At 72.3% G+C, this 21,901-nt stretch carries 5 protein-coding genes; 4 read left to right on the top strand and 1 reads right to left on the bottom strand.

The window, feature by feature from the left end; genetic code table 11:
• Window positions 1-256 precede the first annotated feature (256 nt).
• Together G3I78_RS08415 and G3I78_RS51820 are read left to right on the top strand one after the other, a co-directional pair.
• Window positions 257-9,655 (top strand): type I polyketide synthase, encoded by a 9,399-nt coding sequence (locus tag G3I78_RS08415; RefSeq protein ID WP_164422201.1) that lies wholly within the window; start codon window positions 257-259, stop codon window positions 9,653-9,655.
• Window positions 9,656-9,683: 28 nt separating this feature from the next.
• Entirely contained in the window at window positions 9,684-19,118 is a 9,435-nt protein-coding gene (locus G3I78_RS51820) for a type I polyketide synthase (protein WP_164422200.1), read from the top strand.
• 76 nt (window positions 19,119-19,194) lie between these two features.
• Here G3I78_RS51820 and G3I78_RS08405 read toward each other — a convergent pair whose 3' ends face one another.
• Window positions 19,195-19,392, bottom strand: coding sequence for a ferredoxin (locus G3I78_RS08405; protein WP_164422199.1), 198 nt, complete (start codon window positions 19,390-19,392; stop codon window positions 19,195-19,197).
• A 337-nt stretch (window positions 19,393-19,729) separates the two neighbouring features.
• On the opposite strand from G3I78_RS08405, the gene G3I78_RS08400 reads away from it, so the two are divergent.
• Entirely contained in the window at window positions 19,730-20,977 is a 1,248-nt protein-coding gene (locus G3I78_RS08400) for a cytochrome P450 (protein WP_164422198.1), read from the top strand.
• A gap of 70 nt (window positions 20,978-21,047) precedes the next feature.
• Window positions 21,048-21,851 carry a hypothetical protein gene (locus G3I78_RS08395; RefSeq protein ID WP_164422197.1) on the top strand — a complete coding sequence of 268 codons (804 nt, stop codon included), beginning with the start codon at window positions 21,048-21,050 and terminating at the stop codon, window positions 21,849-21,851.
• The last annotated feature ends 50 nt before the right edge of the window (window positions 21,852-21,901 follow it).

Here is a 21,901-nt window from a genome sequence, read left to right as displayed (position 1 = left end):
ACGCGGGGCGGAACGGTGAGTTGACGCGATTCGGGGTGGCGTGTTGGAGGGGGCACCTCGTGGGCGGCCCCCGGGAGCCGGGCACGGCTGGGGCATGCGGGGCCCGCTAGGGGTGTCGGACGCCGAGGGGCGGTTCCTACGGTGAAGCCGGGCCGACAGGGAACACACGCCGGCTGGGTGAGGCACCGGATCCCGCGTCGCCGGAGTTGGTGGGTGACGCCTGGAAGGCTGTGCCGGCCGGGCACCGGAAGGACACATGAACACTGCATCCGACGCCGGTTCGGCACACACCGCACAGGACCAGCCCCTCGCCGTGATCGGCATGGCCTGCCGGCTCCCCGGCGCCTCCGGTCCGGCGGAGTTCTGGACGCTGCTGCGAGACGGCACCGACGCGATCGGCGCCCCGCCCGCGGACCGCCCGCTCCCCGACGGCTGCCCGCCCTACGGCGGCTATCTCGACCGGGTCGACGCGTTCGACGAGGCGTTCTTCCGGATCTCCCCCCGCGAGGCGGCGGTCATGGACCCGCAGCAGCGGCTGGTCCTCGAACTCGGCTGGGAAGCCCTGGAGGACGCGGGGCTCCCGGCCGGCCTGCTGCGGCACACCTCCACCGGAGTGTTCCTCGGCGCCATGGCCGACGACTACGCGGCACTGCGACGCGACCGGGAACCCGACCCGTACGCCCTGACCGGACTCGCCCGTGGCGTCCTGTCCGCACGCGTCTCCTACACGCTCGGCCTGCGCGGCCCCAGCCTCACCGTGGACACCGGGCAGTCCTCCTCCCTCGTCGCGGTGCACCTCGCCTGCCAGAGCCTGCGCCGCGGCGAGAGCCGGGTCGCGCTCGCCGGGGGCGTCCACCTCAACCTGGCGCCCGACAGCGCACTGAGGGTCGCCGGGGCCGGAGTGCTGTCGCCGGACGGCCGGTGTCGCACCTTCGACGCCCACGCCAACGGGATCGTCCGCGGCGAAGGCGGCGGTGTCGTCGTACTCAAGCGGCTCAGCGACGCGATCGCCGACGGCGACCGCGTCCACGGACTCGTGCTCGGCAGTGCCGTCAACAACGACGGGGGCGGCGAGACCTTCACCACCCCCGACCCCGAGGCGCAGAGCGAGGTGATCCGCGCCGCCTGCGCGGACGCCGGCATCCGTCCCGAGGCCGTCTCCTACGTCGAACTGCACGGCACCGGCACCCCCACGGGAGACCCCCTCGAAGCCGCCGCCCTCGGGGCCGCGGCCGGCGGCGGCCGGGACGGCGAGGGGGCCCTGCGGGTCGGTTCCGTCAAGACCAACATCGGACACCTGGAGGGCGCGGCCGGAGTCGCCGGACTCCTGAAAGCCCTGCTCAGCCTGAAACACCGCAGCCTGCCCGCCAGCCTCCACTTCGACAGCCCCCACCCTGCCATCCCGTTGGACCGGCTGGGGCTCCGCGTCCAGCGGGACCTCGGCCCCTGGCCGGACCGGGTGCCGCCGGTCGCCGGAGTGAGCTCCTTCGGCATCGGCGGCACCAACTGCCATGTCATTCTCACCGGCGCCCCCGCACCGGCTCCCCGCGCCGACCGGGCGTCCGAGGTCGTGGCCCTCGACGGGCTCACCGTGTGGCCGCTGTCCGCCCGCACCGAACCCGCGCTCCGCGCCCAGGCCGCCGCGCTCGCCGACACACTTCGCCGCGACCCCGCCCTCGACCCCGCCGACATCGGCCACTCCCTGGGCACCACACGCGAACCCCTCGACCACCGGGCCGTCGTCACCGGCACCGCCCCCGACCTGCTGCCCGCGCTGGACGCCCTGGCCGAAGGGCTACCGGCACCCGGACTGGTCCGCGGCCGCTCGCTGGACACCCGCCCGGTCATGGTGTTCCCCGGACAGGGCCAGCAGTGGGTCGGCATGGGCCGCGAACTCCTCGCCACCTCACCGGTGTTCGCCCAGTGGATGGAACGCTGCGGGACCGCCCTGGCGCCCCACACCGACTGGTCGCTCGACGACGTGCTCCACCGCGGCGACGACACCGTCCTCGACCGGCGCGACGTCCTGCAACCGGTCCTGTGGGCCTTGATGGTGTCCCTGGCCGAACTCTGGCGAGCCGCGGGCGTGGAACCCGCCGCCGTCGTCGGCCACTCACAGGGCGAGATCGCCGCGGCCGTCGTCGCGGGTGCCCTGTCGCTGGAGGACGGCGCCCGCACGGTGGCGCTCCGGGCCCGTGCCCTGTCCGCCGTGGCCGGTCCCGGCGCCGGCATGCTGTCCCTCGTCTGCGATCCGGCGACCGCCGAGGAGATCGTCGCCCCCCACGGCGGCCGGGTGACGGTGGCCGCCGTCAACGGTCCGGCCGCCACCGTGCTGTCCGGGCCCTCCGACCTCCTGGACAGGTGCGCCGCCGCATGCGACCGACGCGGCGTACGACAGCGCCGGGTCGCCGTCGACTACGCGTCGCACTCCCCGCTGATGGCCCCCCTGGAACCGGTCCTCGCCGACCTCCTCGCACCGGTGACGGCCCTCGCACCCACCGTCCCGATGCTGTCCACCGTGACCACGCGATGGCTGGGCCCCGGCGAGGCGGACGGCCGCTACTGGTACGAGAACCTGCTGCGCCCGGTGCGGCTGTACGACGCCGTCACCGCCCTCGCCAGGGCCGGACACCGGCTCTTCGTCGAGGTCGGCCCGCACCCCGTGCTGACCGCCGGAATCCAGGCCGCGCTCGACGCCGAGGGCGGTGGCACCGTCCTCGGCACACTGCGCCGCGGCGACGGCGGCCCGGCACGATTCCTCGCCTCCCTCGCCGAGGCACACGCGCACGGAGCCGACGTCGACTGGCGCGCGGTGTACGCCGGGACGGGCGCGACCCGGGTCGACCTGCCGACGTACGCGTTCCAGCGGAGACGGCACTGGGCGGACACGGCATCGGGCTCCGCCGACGCGCCGCGGACGCAGCTCCCGGCCGTCCCCGACACCGAAGTCGCCGAACCGGTTCAGCCGTCCGGCCCGGACGCCTTGAGCCCCGCAGATGCTGAGCGTCACCTGCTGCGTGTCGTACGGACGCACGCCGCGGCCCTGCTCGGACATCGCTCACCCGACGACGTCGACCCCGAACTCTCCTTCCGCGACCTCGGATTCGACTCCCAGCTCGGCGTCCGCCTGCGGACCGAACTCAACACAGCCACCGGCGCCACCCTGCCCACGGGAGCCGTCTTCGACCACCCCACCCCGCGCGCCCTGGCACGCCGACTGCGAGACCTGCTGGAAGGCGGGACAGAAGGCGTCGGTGAGCCGGACCGACCCGCCGACGTCTCGGTGGCGGACCCTCGGGAACCCATCGCGATCGTCGCCATGAGCTGCCGCTACGCCGGCGGGGTCGACTCGCCCGAAGCGCTCTGGGACCTGCTGCTCGACGAGCGGGACGCGGTCGGCGACTTCCCGGCCGACCGCGGCTGGGACCTCGCCGGGCTGCTCGCGCCCGGCCCCGACGGCACCGCCGTCTCCGCCACCGGCAAGGGCGGATTCCTCGACGCGGCGGCCGACTTCGACGCGGAGTTCTTCGGGATCTCACCCCGTGAGGCGAAGGCGATGGACCCGCAGCAGCGGTTGCTCCTGGAGACCTCCTGGGAGGCCTTCGAACGTGCCGGCATCACGCCGGACAGCGTCCGTGGCACCCGTACCGGGGTGTTCGTCGGCGCGATGGCCCAGGAGTACGGCCCCCGCATGGAGGAGTCCGGCACCGACGCCGACGGATACGCGCTCACCGGCACGTCGATCAGCCTCGCGTCCGGCCGGATCTCCTACACCCTGGGCCTGGAGGGCCCGGCGGTCACGGTGGACACGGCGTGTTCGTCCTCTCTGGTGGCCCTGCACCTCGCGGTGCGGGCACTGCGGGCCGGGGAGTGCGACCTGGCACTGGCCGGTGGCGCGACGGTACTCGCGAGCCCAGGGCTCTTCGTCGAGTTCAGCCGCCAGGGCGGCCTGTCGACGGACGGCCGCTGCAAGGCCTTCGCCGCGGCGGCGGACGGCACCGGCTGGGGCGAGGGTGCCGGCATGCTGCTTGTGGAGCGTTTGTCCGATGCGCGGCGGTTGGGGCATCGGGTGTGGGGGGTGGTGCGGGGTTCGGCGGTGAATCAGGACGGTGCGTCGAATGGTTTGACGGCGCCGAGTGGTCCTTCGCAGGAGCGGTTGGTGCGGGCTGCTTTGGTGGACGCGGGACTGGGCTGGGGTGATGTCGACGCTGTCGAGGCGCACGGGACGGGTACGAGGCTGGGGGACCCGATCGAGGCGAGCGCGTTGCTGGCGACGTACGGGCAGCGGGACGAGGGCACGCCTCCGGTCGTGCTCGGCTCGGTGAAGTCGAATATTGGTCATACGCAGGCGGCTGCGGGTGTGGCTGGTGTGATCAAGATGGTGATGGCGATGCGGTATGGGGTGGTGCCGCGGACGTTGCATGTGGATGAGCCGTCTGGGCATGTGGATTGGTCGGCGGGTGCGGTGGAGTTGTTGACGGAGGCGCGGGCGTGGCCTGAGGTGGATCGTGTGCGGCGGGCGGGTGTGTCGTCGTTCGGGATCAGCGGGACCAACGCCCACGTCATCCTGGAACAGGCACCACAGACGCCACCGGTGGAGCCGTCGAGGCCGGTGCTCGATCTCGGCGACCTCGTGCCCTGGGCGGTGTCCGGGCGAGGCCCGACGGCGTTGGCAGCGCAGGCCGAGCGTCTCTCCGAGTACGCGCGGACCTTGGACAGCACACAACTCGCCCCCGCCGCCGTGGCGTTGGCCGGTGCGCGCATGCCGTTCGCCGACCGTGCCGTCGTGCTCGCGCGGAGCCGGGACGAACTGTCGGCCCGGCTCAAGGCCATGGCGGACCGAACGGCGGATTCCGGCGTGCTGGCGGGCACTGTCGTGGACTCGGACGTGGTGTTCGTGTTTCCGGGTCAGGGTGCGCAGTGGGTGGGGATGGGCCGTGAACTCCTCGCGTCGAGCCCGGTGTTCGCGGCGTCGATCGCGGAGTGTGAGGCGGCTCTCGCTGCGTATGTCGACTGGTCGCTGACGGCTGTGCTCACCGATGGTGACCTCGACGAAGTCGATGTGGTGCAGCCGGTGTTGTGGGCCGTGATGGTGTCGCTGGCCGCCTTGTGGCGGTCGGTCGGTGTCGAACCCGCTGCTGTGGTGGGTCATTCGCAGGGAGAGATCGCTGCTGCCTGCGTGGCGGGAGCGCTGTCCCTGGAAGACGGTGCCCGGGTGGTCGCGTTGAGGTCGAAGGCGATCCGGCGGTTGGCCGGTACCGGCGGGATGGTCTCCGTGTTCGCCTCGGTCGAACAGGCGGAGCCGCTGCTCGTCGAGGGCGTGGGCATCGCGGCTGTCAACGGGCCGCAGTCGGTGGTGGTCTCCGGGGACGCGGCCGGTTTGGACGCGTTCGTCGCGCACTGCGAGATCGAAGGGATCCGGGCACGCCGGGTCGCGGTGGACTACGCCTCGCACTCCGCCATGGTGGAACTGCTGGAGGAGGAGATCACCGAAGCGCTGGTCGGTGTGGCCTCGCGGGCCGCCCGGGTTCCGATGCTGTCGACGTACACCGGGGAGTGGGTCGAGCCCGGCGAACTGGACGCCGCCTACTGGTACGGCAACCTCCGGCACCGCGTCCGCCTCGCCGAGGCAGTCACCGAACTCGCCGCTGACGGACGCCGGTTGTTCGTCGAGGTCAGTCCGCATCCCGTACTGCTCGGCGCCCTCCAGGACACGCCGGACGGTCCCGCACACGCCCTCGGCACCCTGCGCCGCAACCATGGCGGAGCGGACCGGTTCGTCGCCTCGATGGCCGAGGCCTGGGCAAACGGCGCGACCGTCGACTGGCGTGCCGTCCTGCCCGCCTCCGAGACGGCGCCCGCCGAGCTGCCCACGTACGCCTTCCAGCGCCGGCGGTACTGGCTGGAGGAGACCGGCGGCCACCCGTTCCTCGGCGAGCCGACCCGGCTCGCGGACGGTGGCGCGCTGTTCACCCGCCGGCTCACGCTGCGGTCCCAGCCGTGGCTGGCCGACCACGCGGTGGCCGGGACCGTCGTCGTCCCCGGCACGGTGTTCCTGGAGGCGGCACTCCACGCGGGCCGGGTACTGGGCCGCACCCGGGTGGCGGAACTGACGCTGTACGTACCGCTGACCCTGTCGGACACCGATGCCGTACTCCTCCAGACCCGTGTCGGCCCCCGCGACGAGAGCGGACACCACGAACTGGAGATCCACGCCACCGGCGTCGGCGAGGAGCCGGAGCGGTGGACGCTGCACGCCTCCTCGGTCATCGGCGACGGCCCGGGACCGGAGCGCGCGGACTTCCCCTGGCCCCCCGAGGGCGCCGATCCCGTCGACCTCTCCGGCGCGTACGAGGACCTGGCCGACCGGGGCTACGGCTACGGGCCCGCGTTCCGAGGACTGCGAGCGGCGTGGCGGCTCGGCGACGACGTGTACGGGCAGATCACTCCGTCCGGGACCGCACTGGCCCAGGCCGGCCGCTACGCCGTACATCCCGCGTTGCTGGACACCGCGCTGCACGCGGCACTCCTCGGCGACCGCACCGGCTGGGACACGGACGACGGACTGCTGCTTCCGTTCAGCTGGTCGGGTGTCGTGCTCGGCGCGGGCGAGACCGGTGAACTGCGGGTACGGCTGCGCCGAACCGCCACGAGGTCGGTGTCGTTGGAGGTCTGGGACACGGACGGTGAACCGGTCGTCGCCGCCGAGGCCCTGGCCCTGCGCCCGGCGGAGTCCGCGCCCGTGCCCGCCACCGGACGGGATCTGTACCGCACCGACTGGGTGCCTTCCGGGTCCACGGCCGCGCCGGGACCGTGCGCGGTGGTGGGCGCCGATCCGCTGGGACTGGCCGAGGCCCTGCGGGCGGCAGGCGGCGAGGCCATCACGTTCGGGGACCTGACGGAGCTGGGCCTGGCCGTCACGGCCGGGGCGGTCGGGCCGGGGCACTCCATCGCCCTTTGCGTGCAGCCGTCCGCCCCGCGGTCCGTGGACCTCGACCCCTCGGGCGACCTGCCCGGGCGGCTGCGCGACGGTGTCACGCGCGCACTCGACATGGTCCAACAGTGGCTGGCCGACGAGCGGTTCGCCGACCTGGCGCTGACCGTGGTGACACGGGGTGCGGTCGCCCGGGACGAGGGCGACGCCCCGCCTGACCCGGAAGCCGCCGCAGTGTGGGGCCTGGTGCGGTCGGCGCAGTCGGAGCAGCCCCACCGGCTGCGGCTGCTGGACCTGGATCCGAGACACGTACCACCCACGGCACTGCCTCTCGATCCACAGGCCTGTCTGCGGGACGGCGCGGTACTGGTACCGCGGCTGCGTCCCGTGCCCCCGACCCTCCTGCTGCCCGATACCGAGGCGTGGCGTCTGGTACCCGGCAGCGGCGACACGCTGGAGCGGCTGGAGCCCGCCGCGGCCGAGGACGTATGGGAGCCGCTCGGCCCCGGGCAGGTGCGGCTCGCCGTCCGGGCCGCGGGGATCAACTTCCGTGACGTGCTCATCTCGCTGGGCATGCGCCCCGGCCTGGGCGCCGCGCTCGAAAGCGACTGCGCCGGCGTCGTGACCGCCGTCGGCCCCGGAGACTGCGACGGATTCGCCGTGGGTGACCGGGTGTTCGGCATCGCTCCCGGTGCCTTCGGGCCGGTGGCGGTCACGGACGTACGGCTCCTGGCACGGATTCCGGACGACTGGTCGTTCGCCTCGGCGGCCACCGTCCCGATCGCGTTCCTCACGGCCTGGTACGCCTGGCGGGACCTGGCCCGACTCCGGTCGGGGGAAAGGGTGTTGGTGCATGCCGGGACGGGGGGCGTGGGCATGGCCGCCATCCAGCTGGCCAGGCATCTCGGCGCCGAGGTGTACGCCACCGCCGCACCGGCCAAGTGGGGAGCCCTGCGGGCCCTGGGCCTCGACGACGACCACATCGCCTCCTCGCGGGACACCGGGTTCGCGGCGAAGTTCCCGCCCATGGACGTCGTACTGAACTCTCTGACCGGGGAGTTCGTGGACGCGTCCGCTGCCCTGCTGGGTCCGGGCGGCCGGTTCGTGGAGATGGGCAAGGCCGACATCCGTGATTCCGGCCGACTCGGCGTGAACTACCGGGCGTTCGATCTGTTCGAGGCATCGACCGAGCGACTGGGCCAGCTGCTGAGCGAGCTGCTGGAACTGTTCCGCGCCGGTTCGCTCCGACCGCTCCCGGTACGTGCGTTCGACATCCGCCGGGCACCGGAGGCCTTCCGGTACATCCAGCAGGCCCGGCACATCGGCAAGGTCGTCCTGACCCTGCCCCGTCCTCTCGCCCCCGACGGCACGGTCCTGCTCACCGGCGGCACCGGCGGTCTGGGCGCCCTTGCCGCCCGGCATCTGGTGGCCGCACACGGCGTACGGCATCTGCTGCTGCTCTCCCGGCGCGGCCTCGACGCGCCCGCCGCCCGCGAACTCGCCGCCGACCTGGCCGGACAGGGCGCCGAGGTACGGATCATGGCCTGCGACGTGGCCGACCGTGACACGCTCGCCGCCGCGCTCGCCACGGTCGACCCCGCTCATCCGCTCACCGCGGTCCTGCACACGGCGGGTGTCCTGGACGACGGGGTGATCGCCGCACAGGACCCGGCCCGGCTGGCAAGCGTCCTCAGCCCCAAGACCGACGCCGCCTGGCATCTGCACGAACTCACCGCCGGCCTGGACCTGTCCGCCTTCGTGCTCTACTCGTCCGCGATGGGCGTACTCGGCGCCCCCGGCCAGGCCAACTACGCCGCGGCCAACGCCGCCCTGGACGCCCTCGCCGCCCACCGCCGCTCCCTCGGCCTGCCCGCCCTCGCCCTGGCCTGGGGGTTCTGGGAGAGGCGCGGCGACATGACCGGCCACCTCGACGACACCGACATCGCCCGGCTGACGCGCCTCACCGGCCTGCTGCCGCTCTCCGACACCGAGGGCACCGCCCTCCTCGACGCCGCCCTGAGACGGCCCGAGGCGGCCCTCGTTCCGGTGCGGCTCAGCCGCTCCGCCCTGGGGGCCCGGGCCGCGGCCGGAGACGATCTCGGCCTCCTGCACGACCTGGCACCCGCCCAGGCCGCGGTCCCCGCCGTCCCACGCCGGTCCGGCGCCGACGCCGAGCGCGACTCCACGGCCGACCTCAGCTCGCTGCCCGCCCCGGAGCGCCGCCGGATACTGACCCGGCTCGTGCGCACCCACGCCGCCACCGTGCTCGGCCACGACAGCCGTGAACTCCTCGCGGGGGAGCGGACGTTCAAGGAACTCGGCTTCGACTCGCTCACCGCGGTGGAACTCCGCAACCGCCTCGCCACGGCCACCGGGACCCGCCTCGCCGCGACGATGATCTACGACCACCCCACCCTGGACGCCCTCACAGATCACCTTCTCGCCATGACCGGTCGCACGGCCGTCGCCGCGGACGCCCCGCCCGCCGAGAACGCGGCCGTCGCCCATCCGCTTGCGGAGGTCGAACGGCTTGAGTCCCTGCTCCGCGCGCTTCCGGCCGACACCGACCTGCGTGGCGTCATCACCACCCGAATCCACGCCTTCCTCGCGACCTGGAACGCCGCACACGGTCAGGGGAACGACAGCGACCGCGACGACCTCGACCTCGCCACCGACGAGGAGCTGTTCGAACTGCTCGACAGCGACTTCGGCCTGTCGTGAACGGTCCCCGACAAGGAGCTGAGCCCCAGTGAGCACCGAGCAGAAACTCCGCGACTACCTCAAGCGGGCCACCGCGGACCTCCGTCTGGCCCGGCTGCGGGTGAGGGAACTGGAGGAGACCGGTCACGAACCCATAGCCATCGTCGGCATGGCCTGCCGGTTCCCCGGTGGCATCAACAGCCCCGAGGACCTCTGGGAGTTCCTGGTGGCGGGCCGGGACGCCGTCTCCGCGTTCCCCACCGACCGGGGCTGGGACCTGGAAGCCCTCTTCTCCGGAACCCCCGCCCGGCCCGGCACGGGCGGCCCGCGCGAAGGCGGCTTCCTCTACGACGCCGGCGACTTCGACGCGGAGTTCTTCGGCATCTCACCGCGCGAAGCCATGGCGATGGACCCGCAGCAGCGGTTGCTCCTGGAGACCTCCTGGGAGGCCTTCGAACGCGCCGGTATCGCCCCGGACCGCGTGCGCGGCGAACGAGTGGGCGTCTACGTCGGCGCGCTCGCCTCCGACTACGGACCACCCGCCCATCGCGCCCCCGACGACTACGAGGGCTATCTGATCACCGGCAATTCGTCGAGCGTCGCGTCCGGCCGGCTCGCCTTCACCCTGGGTCTGGAGGGCCCGGCGGTCACGGTGGACACGGCGTGCTCGTCCTCTCTGGTGGCCCTGCACCTCGCCGTGCAGGCCCTGCGGCGCGGCGAGTGCACCATGGCCCTGACCGGCGGTGTCACCGTCATGTCCCAGCCGGGCGCCTTCGTCGACCTCGGCCGCCAGCAGGGCCTCGCCCCCGACGGCCGCTGCAAGGCGTTCGCCGCCACCGCCGACGGGTTCGGCCCCGCCGAGGGTGTGGGTGTGTTGTTGGTGGAGCGTTTGTCTGATGCGCGGCGGTTGGGGCATCGGGTGTGGGGGGTGGTGCGGGGTTCGGCGGTGAATCAGGACGGTGCGTCGAATGGTTTGACGGCGCCGAGTGGGTCTTCGCAGGAGCGGTTGGTGCGGGCTGCTTTGGCGGATGCGGGGTTGGGTGGGGGTGAGGTGGATGTGGTGGAGGCGCATGGGACGGGGACGCGGTTGGGGGATCCGATTGAGGCGGGTGCGTTGCTGGCGACGTATGGGCAGCGGGGTGTGGGTGGGGTTCCGGTTCTGTTGGGGTCGGTGAAGTCGAATATTGGTCATACGCAGGCGGCTGCGGGTGTGGCGGGTGTGATCAAGATGGTGATGGCGATGCGGTATGGGGTGGTGCCGCGGACGTTGCATGTGGATGAGCCGTCTGGCCATGTGGACTGGTCGGCGGGTGCGGTGGAGCTGCTGACGGAGGCGCGGGCGTGGCCTGAGGTGGATCGTGTGCGGCGGGCGGGTGTGTCGTCGTTCGGGATCAGCGGGACCAACGCCCACGTCATCCTGGAACAGGCGCAGCAGGAGCCGACCGAGTCCGCGGACGACGTCCTTCCCGCACTGGACCTCGGCGGCCTGGTGCCGTGGGTGGTGTCGGCCCGCGGCACCGACGCACTGGCGGACCAGGCGCGACGACTGATCGAGGCCGCCCCCGGCGACGCGCCGGGCGTCGCGCGCTCGCTGGTGGTCGGCCGGGCCGCACTGGAGAACCGGGCAGTCGTCTGGGGCCGTGACGCGGCGCAGCTGACGGAAGCCCTGGGCACCGTGGCGGCAGGCGACCTGACGTCGTCGGACGCGGTCAGCGGAATCGCCCGATCGGGCTCGGGTGTGGTGTTCGTGTTTCCGGGTCAGGGTGCGCAGTGGGTGGGGATGGGGCGTGAACTCCTTGCGTCCAGTGCGGTGTTCGCGGCGTCGATCGCGGAGTGTGAGGCGGCGCTTGGGTCGTATGTCGACTGGTCGCTGAGTGAGGTGTTGGATCAGGGCTCGGGTCTTGATCAAGTGGACGTGGTGCAGCCGGTGTTGTGGGCGGTGATGGTGTCGTTGGCTGCGTTGTGGCGGTCGGTGGGTGTCGAGCCTGCTGCTGTGGTGGGTCATTCGCAGGGGGAGATTGCCGCTGCGTGTGTCGCGGGTGCCCTGTCGCTGGATGAGGGCGCGCGGGTGGTCGCCTTGCGGTCGAGGGCGATCCGGCGGCTGGCGGGTACCGGCGGGATGGTCTCCGTGTTCGCCGGCGCCGAGCGCGTCGAGCCTCTGCTTGTCGAGGGTGTGGGCATCGCGGCGGTCAACGGGCCCCAGTCCGTGGTGGTGTCCGGTGAGGCCGGTGCCCTGGACGTCTTCATGGCGGCCTGTGCGGAAGCGGGTGTGGAGGCCCGTCGCGTGGCCGTGGACTATGCCTCGCACTCGGTGATGGTGGAGGCGTTGGAGGGGGAGATCACCGAGGCGTTGGCCGGGGTGACGTCCCGGGCCCCGGACGTGCCGATGCTGTCGACCTTCACCGGTGAGTGGGTCAAGGCGGGTGACCTGGACGGTGGTTACTGGTACGGCAACCTTCGCCACCGTGTCCGTCTTGCTGATGCTGTCGCCGAACTCGCCTCTGATGGTCGGGCGTTGTTCGTGGAGGTGAGTCCGCATCCGGTGTTGGTGTCGGCGGTGCAGGACGGTCTGGACGAGCAGGGCGGCGGGATGGCTCTGGGCACGTTGCGTCGGGATCAGGGTGGTGCGGAGCGGCTGTTGAGGTCGTTGGCGGAGGCGTTCGTGCAGGGGGCGTCGGTCGACTGGAGGGCCGTACTGCCGACTGGGTCGGCCACCCTCGTCGACCTGCCCACCTACGCCTTCCAACGCCACCGCTACTGGCTTGCGGAAACGGACCCGGAGGACACCGGTACGGGGCGCTGGTCGGAGGAGACCGACCTGGGTGCGCTGGCCGAGAGCCTGGGTGTGGACGAGGATCTGCCGTTGCGCGAAGCACTGCCCGCCATCGAGGCGTGGCAGCGACGCCGACGCGACGAAGCGGCCGTAGCCCCATGGCGCTACCGCGTCACCTGGCAGCCGACGGAGGGCGACCGGAGTCGCGGCGCCGAGCCGGAGGGGACATGGCTGGTGGTGTTGCCGTCCCGAGACGCGGGCGCGGCGGTGGCCGCCGCCGATGCGCTCGCCCAGGTGGCGCCGCTGGTGCGGCTCACACCGGGGACGGAGCAGACGCTGGACCGGGACACGCTCGCCGGTCTTCTGCGCGATGCTGTGACCGACGCCGGCCCGATCGCGGGTGTGCTGTCCCTGCTGGCCCTCGACGAAGGTCCGGAGCAAGAGTTTGACGACCGCGTTCCGCAGCTGTCCACGGGGCTCGACGACCGCGTACCGCACCTGTCCACGGGGCTCGCTGGGACGCTCGTACTGCTCCAGGCACTCGGTGACGCCCAGGTGCGGGCACCCCTGTGGTGTGCAACCCGGGGCGCGGTCGCGATCAGCCCGGCCGAGAGACTGGAGAGCGTCGCACAGGCCGAGGTGTGGGGTCTGGGACGCGTTGCCGCACTCGAACACCCCGACCGCTGGGGCGGTTTGGTGGATCTGCCAGAGGTCATGGACGAGCGTGTCGCGCGCCACTTCCGTACGGCGCTGGCCGGTGTCCCCGGCGGAGTCCCGGGCGCGGAGGGGACGGAGGACCAACTCGCCGTCCGCGCTTCCGGCCTGTTCGTACGGCGCCTGGAACGCGCCCCCCTCACCGACCGGCCCCCGGTGCGCGCCTGGCGTCCCACCGGAACGATCCTCGTCACCGGAGCCACCGGCGCGGTCGGACGTCACCTGGCCCGGTGGCTGGCGGCGGAGGGCGCGGACCACCTGCTGCTGACCAGCCGCCGTGCCCCCGGCGCTCCCGAACTCGCCGCACTCCAACGGGACATCGCCGCCGCCGGAACGCGGGTGACCTTCGCTCAGTGCGACGTCGCCGACCGCCACGCGCTGGCCGAACTGGTCGAGCGCACCCGGGCCGACGGGCATCAGATCACGGCCGTCGTCCACGCCGCGGCCCTGATCGAACTCGCCGCCCTGGACCAGGCCACGCCCGACGACCTCGCCCGCTCCCTGGCCGCGAAGGCGACCGCGGCCGACCATCTCGACGAACTCTTCGACGACGACTCCCTCGACGCCTTCGTCCTCTTCTCCTCCATCGCAGGCGTCTGGGGCAGTGGCGATCACGGCGCCTACGCCGCCGGCAACGCACACCTCGACGCGCTCGCCCAGCGCCGCCGGGCCCGCGGTCGTACGGCGTTGTCGGTGGCCTGGGGGGTCTGGGACGGCTGTCTGCCCGAAGGCCTGGAAGTACGGCCGGACCTGCACGGCCTGCCGGCCATCACACCCGGGCTCGCCTGCACCGCACTGCGCCAGGCACTGGATCACGACGAGACGCACATCGCGGTCGCCGAGGTGGACTGGGAGCGTTTCACGGCGGCCTTCACCTCGGCACGCCCACGCCCGTTGCTCGCAGGCGTCACCGACGTCCACCGACTGCTGGACCCGGCGGCGGCCGAGGCGACGACCGGCGCACCGAGGACCACCGCAGTAGCGGACGCCCTGTCCGCACTGCGCGGCCGGCTCGCCGACCGGACCGCGACGGAACAGCACACCATCCTGCTCGACCTGGTCCGCCAACACACCGCCGCCGTGCTGGGACACCGCGGCGACACCGAGAGCATCCGCAGCGACCGGGCCTTCCGCGACCTCGGCGTCGACTCACTCACCTCCGTCGAGCTGCGCAACCGCCTCGCGGCCGCGACCGGCCTGCGCCTGCCCACCGCCCTGGTCTTCAGCCATCCCAACGCGCCCGCCCTGGCCCGCCATCTGGCCACCCTGATCGTGGGCGAACGCAGCCCGTCGGACACCCCGGCCGCCGCCACGGACGGAGCGCGGCGACACGGAACCGGGTCCACCGACGACGAACCGATCGCCATCATCGGCATGGCCTGCCGCTACCCCGGCGGCGTCGGTTCGCCGGAGGATCTCTGGGACCTCGTGGCCGCGGGCGGCGACGCCGTCTCGGGACTCCCCGCCAACCGGGGCTGGGACCTGGCGGGCATGTACCACCCCGACCCCGACCGCGAGGGCACCTGCTACACACGCGAAGGCGGCTTCCTGCACGACGCGGGCGAGTTCGATCCCGCCTTCTTCGGCATCTCGCCCCGTGAGGCCCTGACCATGGACCCGCAGCAACGCCTGCTCCTGGAGACCTCCTGGGAAGCCCTCGAACGAGCCCACATCGACCCCACACGGATGCGCGGCACCTCGACCGGTGTGTTCGTCGGCATCAACTACCAGGACTACGGCACCGGCGCCCGGGATCTGCCCCACGGCGGAGAGGGTCACCTGCTCACCGGCACGGTGCCCAGCGTCGCCTCCGGGCGTATCGCCTACGCCCTGGGCCTGGAGGGCCCCGCGATCACCCTGGACACCGCCTGCTCGTCCTCTCTGGTCGCCCTGCACCTGGCCGCGCAGGCCCTGCGGCGCGGCGAGTGCGACACGGCGCTGGCCGGCGGCGCCGCCGTGATGTACACACCGCGCACTCTCATCGGCTTCAGCCGTCAGCGAGGTCTCGCGACGGACGGCCGGTGCAAGGCGTTCTCGGACAGCGCGGACGGCATGGGCATGGCCGAGGGCGTCGGCATGCTGCTCGTGGAACGGCTGTCGGACGCCCGCCGCAACGGCCATCCCGTACTGGCCGTCCTCCGCGCCTCCGCCATCAACCAGGACGGCGCATCCAACGGCCTGTCCGCGCCCAGCGGACCAGCCCAGGAACGGGTGATCAGGGCCGCACTGGCGAGCGCCGGGCTCAGTACCCGTGACGTCGACGTCGTGGAGGCACACGGGACGGGCACCCCACTGGGCGACCCGATCGAGGCGGACGCACTGCTGGCCACCTACGGCCAGGACCGGGACCCGCTACGGCCGTTGTGGCTGGGCTCGGTGAAGTCGAACATCGGACACGCGCAGGCCGCGGCCGGTGTGGCCGGTGTGATCAAGATGGTGATGGCGCTACGGCACGGACTGCTGCCCCGCACGCTGCACGTGGACGGTCCGTCCTCGCACGTCGACTGGTCGGCGGGAGCGGTGGAGCTGCTGACGGAGGCCCGGTCGTGGCCCGAGGCGGATCGTGTGCGGCGGGCAGGTGTGTCGTCGTTCGGGATCAGCGGGACCAACGCCCATGTCATCGTGGAGCAGGCGCAGGACGAGCCGACTCCGACAGCGGCTGCGATCAGCCCGGTTGCGGACCTCGGCGGCCTGGTGGCGTGGGTGGTGTCGGCCCGCGGCACCGACGCACTGGCGGACCAGGCGAAGCGCCTCGCCGAACTCGCCGAGACGGAGGCCGACGCGGAGTCCGTGGCGACGGCCCTTGTGTCCGGGCGCGCCCTTCTCGGGGACCGAGCCGTGGTGTTCGGCCGGAATGCGGTCGAACTCGGCGTTGCGGCGCGGGCGTTGGCTGATGGCGTGGACCATGCCCGGGTTGTCTCGGGTGGTGAGTCGGGCTCGGGTGTGGTGTTCGTGTTTCCGGGTCAGGGTGCGCAGTGGGTGGGGATGGGGCGTGAACTGCTTGCGTGCAGTGCGGTGTTCGCGGCTTCGATCGCGGAGTGTGAGGCGGCGCTGGCTCCGTATGTCGACTGGTCGCTGAGTGAAGTGTTGGATCAGGGCTCGGGTCTTGATCAAGTGGATGTGGTGCAGCCGGTGTTGTGGGCGGTGATGGTGTCGTTGGCCGCGTTGTGGCGGTCGGTCGGTGTCGAGCCTGCTGCTGTGGTGGGTCATTCGCAGGGGGAGATCGCTGCGGCCTGCGTGGCGGGTGCCCTCACGCTGGATGAGGGCGCGCGGGTGGTCGCCTTGCGGTCGAAGGCGATTCGGCGGCTGGCCGGGACCGGCGGGATGGTGTCGGTGTTCGCCGGTGCCGAGCGTGTCGAGTCCCTGCTCGTCGATGGCGTGGGCATCGCTGCGGTCAATGGGTCCGCCTCGGTGGTGGTGTCCGGTGAGGCCGGTGCCCTGGACGTCTTCCTGGCGGCCTGCGCGGAAGCAGGTGTCGAGGCCCGTCGTGTGGCTGTCGACTACGCCTCGCACTCGGTGATGGTCGAGGCGCTGGAGGAGGAGATCACGACGGCGTTGGCCGGGGTGACCTCCCTGGCCCCGGACGTGCCGATGCTGTCCACCTTCACCGGTGAGTGGGTCAAGGCCGGTGACTTGGACGGCGGTTACTGGTACGGCAATCTCCGTCACCGGGTCCGTCTGGCCGATGCTGTCGCCGAACTCGCGTCTGATGGCCGGGCGTTGTTCGTTGAGGTGAGTCCGCATCCGGTGTTGGTGTCGGCGGTGCAGGACGGTCTGGATGAGCAGGGCGGGGGGATGGCTCTGGGTACGTTGCGTCGGGATCAGGGTGGTGCGGAGCGGCTGTTGAGGTCGTTGGCGGAGGCGTTCGTGCAGGGGGCGTCGGTCGACTGGCGGGCGCTTCTGCCCGTGGGCTCGACCGCTCATGTCGACCTGCCCACCTACGCCTTCCAGCGCAGCCGCTACTGGCTGGAACCGGCCCAGAACCACTCCGATGGGGACGGCTGGCGTTACCGCGTGACCTGGGACGAGGCGGAGGCCCTGGACGGGGAAGAGCTGAGCGGCAGTTGGCTGCTGGTCTGCCCGGAGCAGGGTGAGGGTCTCGCCGGGGAGTGCGCGGCGGCCCTGGCGGAGGCGGGGGCCGATGTGACCCTGCGTGCGATGCCCACGGCCGACGCCTCACCGGAGTCGTACGCGGAGTTGTTCCGTGAAGTGGGTCCGGTGGCGGGCGTGCTTTCGCTGCTGGCCCTGGACACCGCGCCCGGTGAGACGGACGGCGTACCCCGGGGCCTCGCCGCGACGCTCGCCCTCGTCCAGGCGCTGGCCGCCGAGCGGTCCGGAACCCGTCTGTGGCTGGCCACCGCCGGTGCCGTGTACACGGGTGCGGGCGACACGGCTCAGGGTGACCCGGAGCAGGCGCGACTGTGGGCGATGGGGAGGGCCTTCGGCTTGGAGTCCCCCGAGAGTTGGGGCGGTCTCATCGATCTCCCGGTGACCTTGGATGAGGTGTCCGGTCGGCGGCTCGCGGGTGTGCTGGCGGGCACTCTGGGAGCGGAGGACCAGTTGGCGCTCCGGTCCGGTGGCGTTCTGGTACGACGTATGGTCCGCGCCCCGCGTACGGCCTCGCGTATGGCCCCGCGTACGGCTGCTGCCGAGTCCTGGCGTCCGCACGGCACGGTGTTGATCACCGGTGGTACGGGTGGCATCGGTGGTCAGGTGGCCCGGCGTCTGGTGCGTGAGGGTGTGGGGCGTCTGGTGCTGACGAGCCGTCGGGGTCTGGATGCGCCGGGTGCGCGTGAACTCGCCGGTGAGCTGGCGGAGTTGGGTGCCGAGGTGGTCGTAGAGGCGTGTGACGCGGCTGATCGTGAGGCGCTGGAGGCGTTGGTGGACCGGGTGGAGAAGGAGGGTGATCCGATCACGGCCGTCTTCCATGCCGCCGGAATCGCCGACACCGTCCCGCTCACCGCCACCGAGTCCGCCCATCTCGCCGCCGCGCACCGGGCCAAGGGGCTCGGTCTGCTGAACCTGGAGGAGGTGCTCGGGGACCGGCTGGAGGCGCTCGTGCTGTTCTCCTCCGGGGCCGCCGTGTGGGGGAGCGCGGGACTGGCGGCGTACGGTGCGGCCAACGCGTTCCTCGACGCGTTCGCGGAGCAGCGACGTCGTACGACGGGCTTGCCGGTGACGTCGATCGCCTGGGGACTCTGGGGCGAGGTCGGCATGGGGCAGGGCGAGTCGGCGGAGGAGTTGGCCCGGCGCGGGGTGCGGCCGATGGAGCCGGAGCGGGCGGTGACGCTGATGCTGGAGGCGGTCGCGGCGGGCGAGACCACGCTGACCGTCGCCGACATCGACTGGGAGGTCTTCCACGCGGCCTTCGCCTCCTCCCGGCGCCGGCCGCTGGTCGAGGACATCGACGAGGTACGGCGACTGCTGTCGGTGCAGTGGGACACCGGGGCGCCGACGGGGGACAGCGGAACCGTGGGGGCCCGGCCGGACCTGCCGGCACGGCTGGCCGCGATGCCCTCCGGCGAGCGGGAACGAGCGCTGGCACGGCTGGTGCGCGAGCAGGCCGCCACCGTGCTGGGTCTGGAGTCGCCGGAGGCCGTACCGCCGGCACGTGCCTTCCGCGAGCTGGGCTTCGACTCGATGATGGCCGTCGACATCCGGGGCCGGCTGGCCCGTGCCACCGGGCTGAAGCTGCCCGCGACCCTGGTCTTCGACCATCCGACGCCCGCCGCGCTCGCCGCCTATCTGCTCGCCCGCCTCCTTCCGGAGTCCGCCGCCGACCGGATGCCCGCCGGGAGTCCGGTGGACGAACGGATACGGCGGCTGCTGGCGGCCGTACCCGAGGAGCGGCTGGACGAGGCAGCCGACCGGATGGAGGCGGCCCTGCGCGCCCTGCTGGCCGGCGAGGACACGCCTCAAACAGCCGACGACGCCGAGGACATCGACGACATGGACGCGGCGAGCCTGGTCCGGATGGCGATGAACACCGCCGACTGACACCGCCGACTGACACCGCGGTCGACACAGGACCGGGCCCGCCCTCACCGTGAGGGCGGGCCCGGTCGGGTGCGTGTCAGGCGGTCAGCCGTGTGATGGCCTGGGACGGGCAGCGCTCGGCGGCCGTCTCCACCTCGTCGTACAGCTCGGGCGGGGGAGCGTCCTGGAGGACCTCGGCGATGCCGTCCTCCAGCCGCTGCTCGAAGACGTCGGGGGCGAACAGCGCGCACTGGCCGGCACCGACGCACCTGTTCTGGTCGAGCACGACTCTCATCTCTGGTCTCCTGGGGCCGTTGGACGCGGCGGCGTGCCGTGGTTCGCGAACGGGTCGCCCCGGATCCTCGCACCGGGCGTGCCACCTGCGGCCGGGCGCCGGACAGGTGTGCGGAGCGGCCGCTCCCCGGCGGGGGCGTAGGGGGCCGTCTAGGGGTACTTCCGCAGTCGTACGGGCCGTTACGTTTCCCCACGGGGCGGCCTGCCCCGTCCGGCGTCACGCCGTGATGTGACGACCTGTTCCCGCGGGTTTCCTGGCGAGCCCGGGACGTCGTGACACCGCCACGGATCGTGTGGCGCGTCGGCCCGTCCGCCCCCTCCCGGGTGAAGGAGACTCGATGGCCATCTCGGTGGAGCAGGAACAGGAGCAGGTGGAACTCGCCGTCTTCATCTGGCAGATGAGCACCCTGGGCGACCCCTACGCCCAGGTCCTGCTGCGCCAGATGAACCCGTACCGCTTCTTCGAGAAGGCGCGGGAACACGGCCCGATCCACCGCAGCCGGGTCGGCCCCTGGGTGACGCCGGACTACCGGATTTCCCGGAGCATCCTGCGCGACACCCGGTTCGGCACCCGTGACGTGAACGGTGAGCGGACCATCGCGCAGTTCACCTCCGTGGACGACTCCTTCCTCAAGCTCGACCCGCCGGACCACACGCGGCTGCGCCGGCTGGTCACGCCGTACTTCGGAGCCCGACGCTTCCAGGCCGGACGCCCGCAGACCGAGGCCCTGTGCCAGGAACTGCTGGACCGGGCGCTGGAGCGGGCGGGCGCGGAAGGCCGGTTCGACGTGGTGACGGACTACGCGCGCCCCCTGATGAGTGAGCTGGTCTGCGACGTGTTCGGCGTGCGCGGAGACTTCCGGGACCGGTTCGCGTCCTGCAGCGCACGCGTCGGGCGGGTCTTCGAGGGCTACTCCTCACCCGAGCAGTTCCAGGAGCTGGAGGACGCGGTCGCCGAACTCAAGGGCCTGCTGCGGGAGCTGGTCGAGATCCGGGCCCAGGAGCCGGGACAGGACGTCGTCAGCGGGCTGCTGCGGGCGCACGGCGAGGAACGGCTGACCGTGGACGAGGTGATCGGGGTGTGCAGTCTGCTCTCCATCGCGGGCACCGAGTCCACGTCCCACCTCATCGGCAACGCCGTCCACGCGCTGCTGGAGAACCGCGAGCAGTGGCAGCTGCTGTGCGACGACATCGAGCTGACGCCCCGGGCCGTCGAGGAGACGCTGCGCTACGACCCGCCCAACCATCTCATCAGCCGTGTGGCGCACGCGGAGGTCGAACTGGCCGGGCAGCGGATCGCCGTCGGCGACACGGTCGTCATCATGACCGGCGGAGCCAACCGGGACCCCCAGGTGTACCCGGAACCCGGGCGTTTCGACATCCTGCGCGAGGACCCGGCCGAACCGCTCACGTTCTCCGCGGGCATCCACTTCTGCCTGGGGGCCGCGCTCGCCCGCACCGCCGCCGAGACCGCGCTGCGGGTCCTGGTCGACCGGCTGCCGGAGTTGCGCCCGTCGGGCCCGGTCCGGCGCCGGCGTTCGCCGTCGGTGCGGGGGCTGGAGAGCCTGCCGGTGACGGTCCGCTGACCGCAAGCACCGTCCCGCCGGAGAGCCAGCCGGGCGGTCAGGGCCGATCGGCCCGCACACGCTTCGACGCATGGAGGGAAAGATGGAGAAGACCGGGATCTGGGACGTGCTCAAGGAGGGCGGGCGCGAGGATCTCGTGCTGACCGTCGACTACGCCGTCAACGGCCGTCAGGAAGCCGGGTTCAGAGACCTCGTGGCCCGGCTGGACACCGACCACACGGTCTGGGAGACGCTGGCCCCGCCGGTCGGCGACGAGGCCGGGCTGAGCCCGGAACAGTACCTCGACCGCTGGCTCGACGCGGTGCGGGCCAGTGGCCGCGACGTGAGTGCCGTCGTCGGCTACTGCGCCAGCAGCAACTTCGCCGGCGTGATAGCCGAGGGCGTGGCCCGCTGGCAGGAGGAGCCGCCGAAGCTGATACTCCTGGACCCCACCCAGGTCACTTCCTGGACCATCCTGCACTTCGGTTTCTTCAAGGTCCTGGAGTCCCTGCGGTCGATGCTCTCCGAGGAGGAGATCATGTCGGCCCAGCGCGAGGGCTGGGAGATCGCGCAGGCCAACGAGAACCTGGAGGACTTCCGGACCGGGATCGTCGCGCTCTACCGGCGGCTCGGCGAGACCGCCTTCGAGCGGAGCGGCATGAGGGGCGACATCGGCGAGGAGCTGGTCGCCTGGTTCACGGCCTACATGTCGTACCTGATCGCCTCCGGAGCCTTCACCGGCCGCTACAGCACCGGTGAAGCCGTCGCCGTCTGCTCCTCCGTACTGGAGGAGACCCACATGGAGTTCAAGCAGGAGCTGCGCTTCGACGTCGACCACACCGAACTGCTGCGCACCGACGAGGTCGCCGTGGCAGTGGCCGAACTGCTGGGCTGAACAAGCCCGTCGCCCCCGCCGGACCACGGAGGTCCGGCGGGGGCGACGTC

Origin of the sequence: Streptomyces sp. SID13726 (genome assembly GCF_010548375.1) — a bacterium.
Classification (GTDB): domain Bacteria; phylum Actinomycetota; class Actinomycetes; order Streptomycetales; family Streptomycetaceae; genus Streptomyces.
The sequence above is the reverse complement of the archived record's forward strand: the minus strand, read 5'-3'. Positions and strand labels throughout refer to the sequence as shown.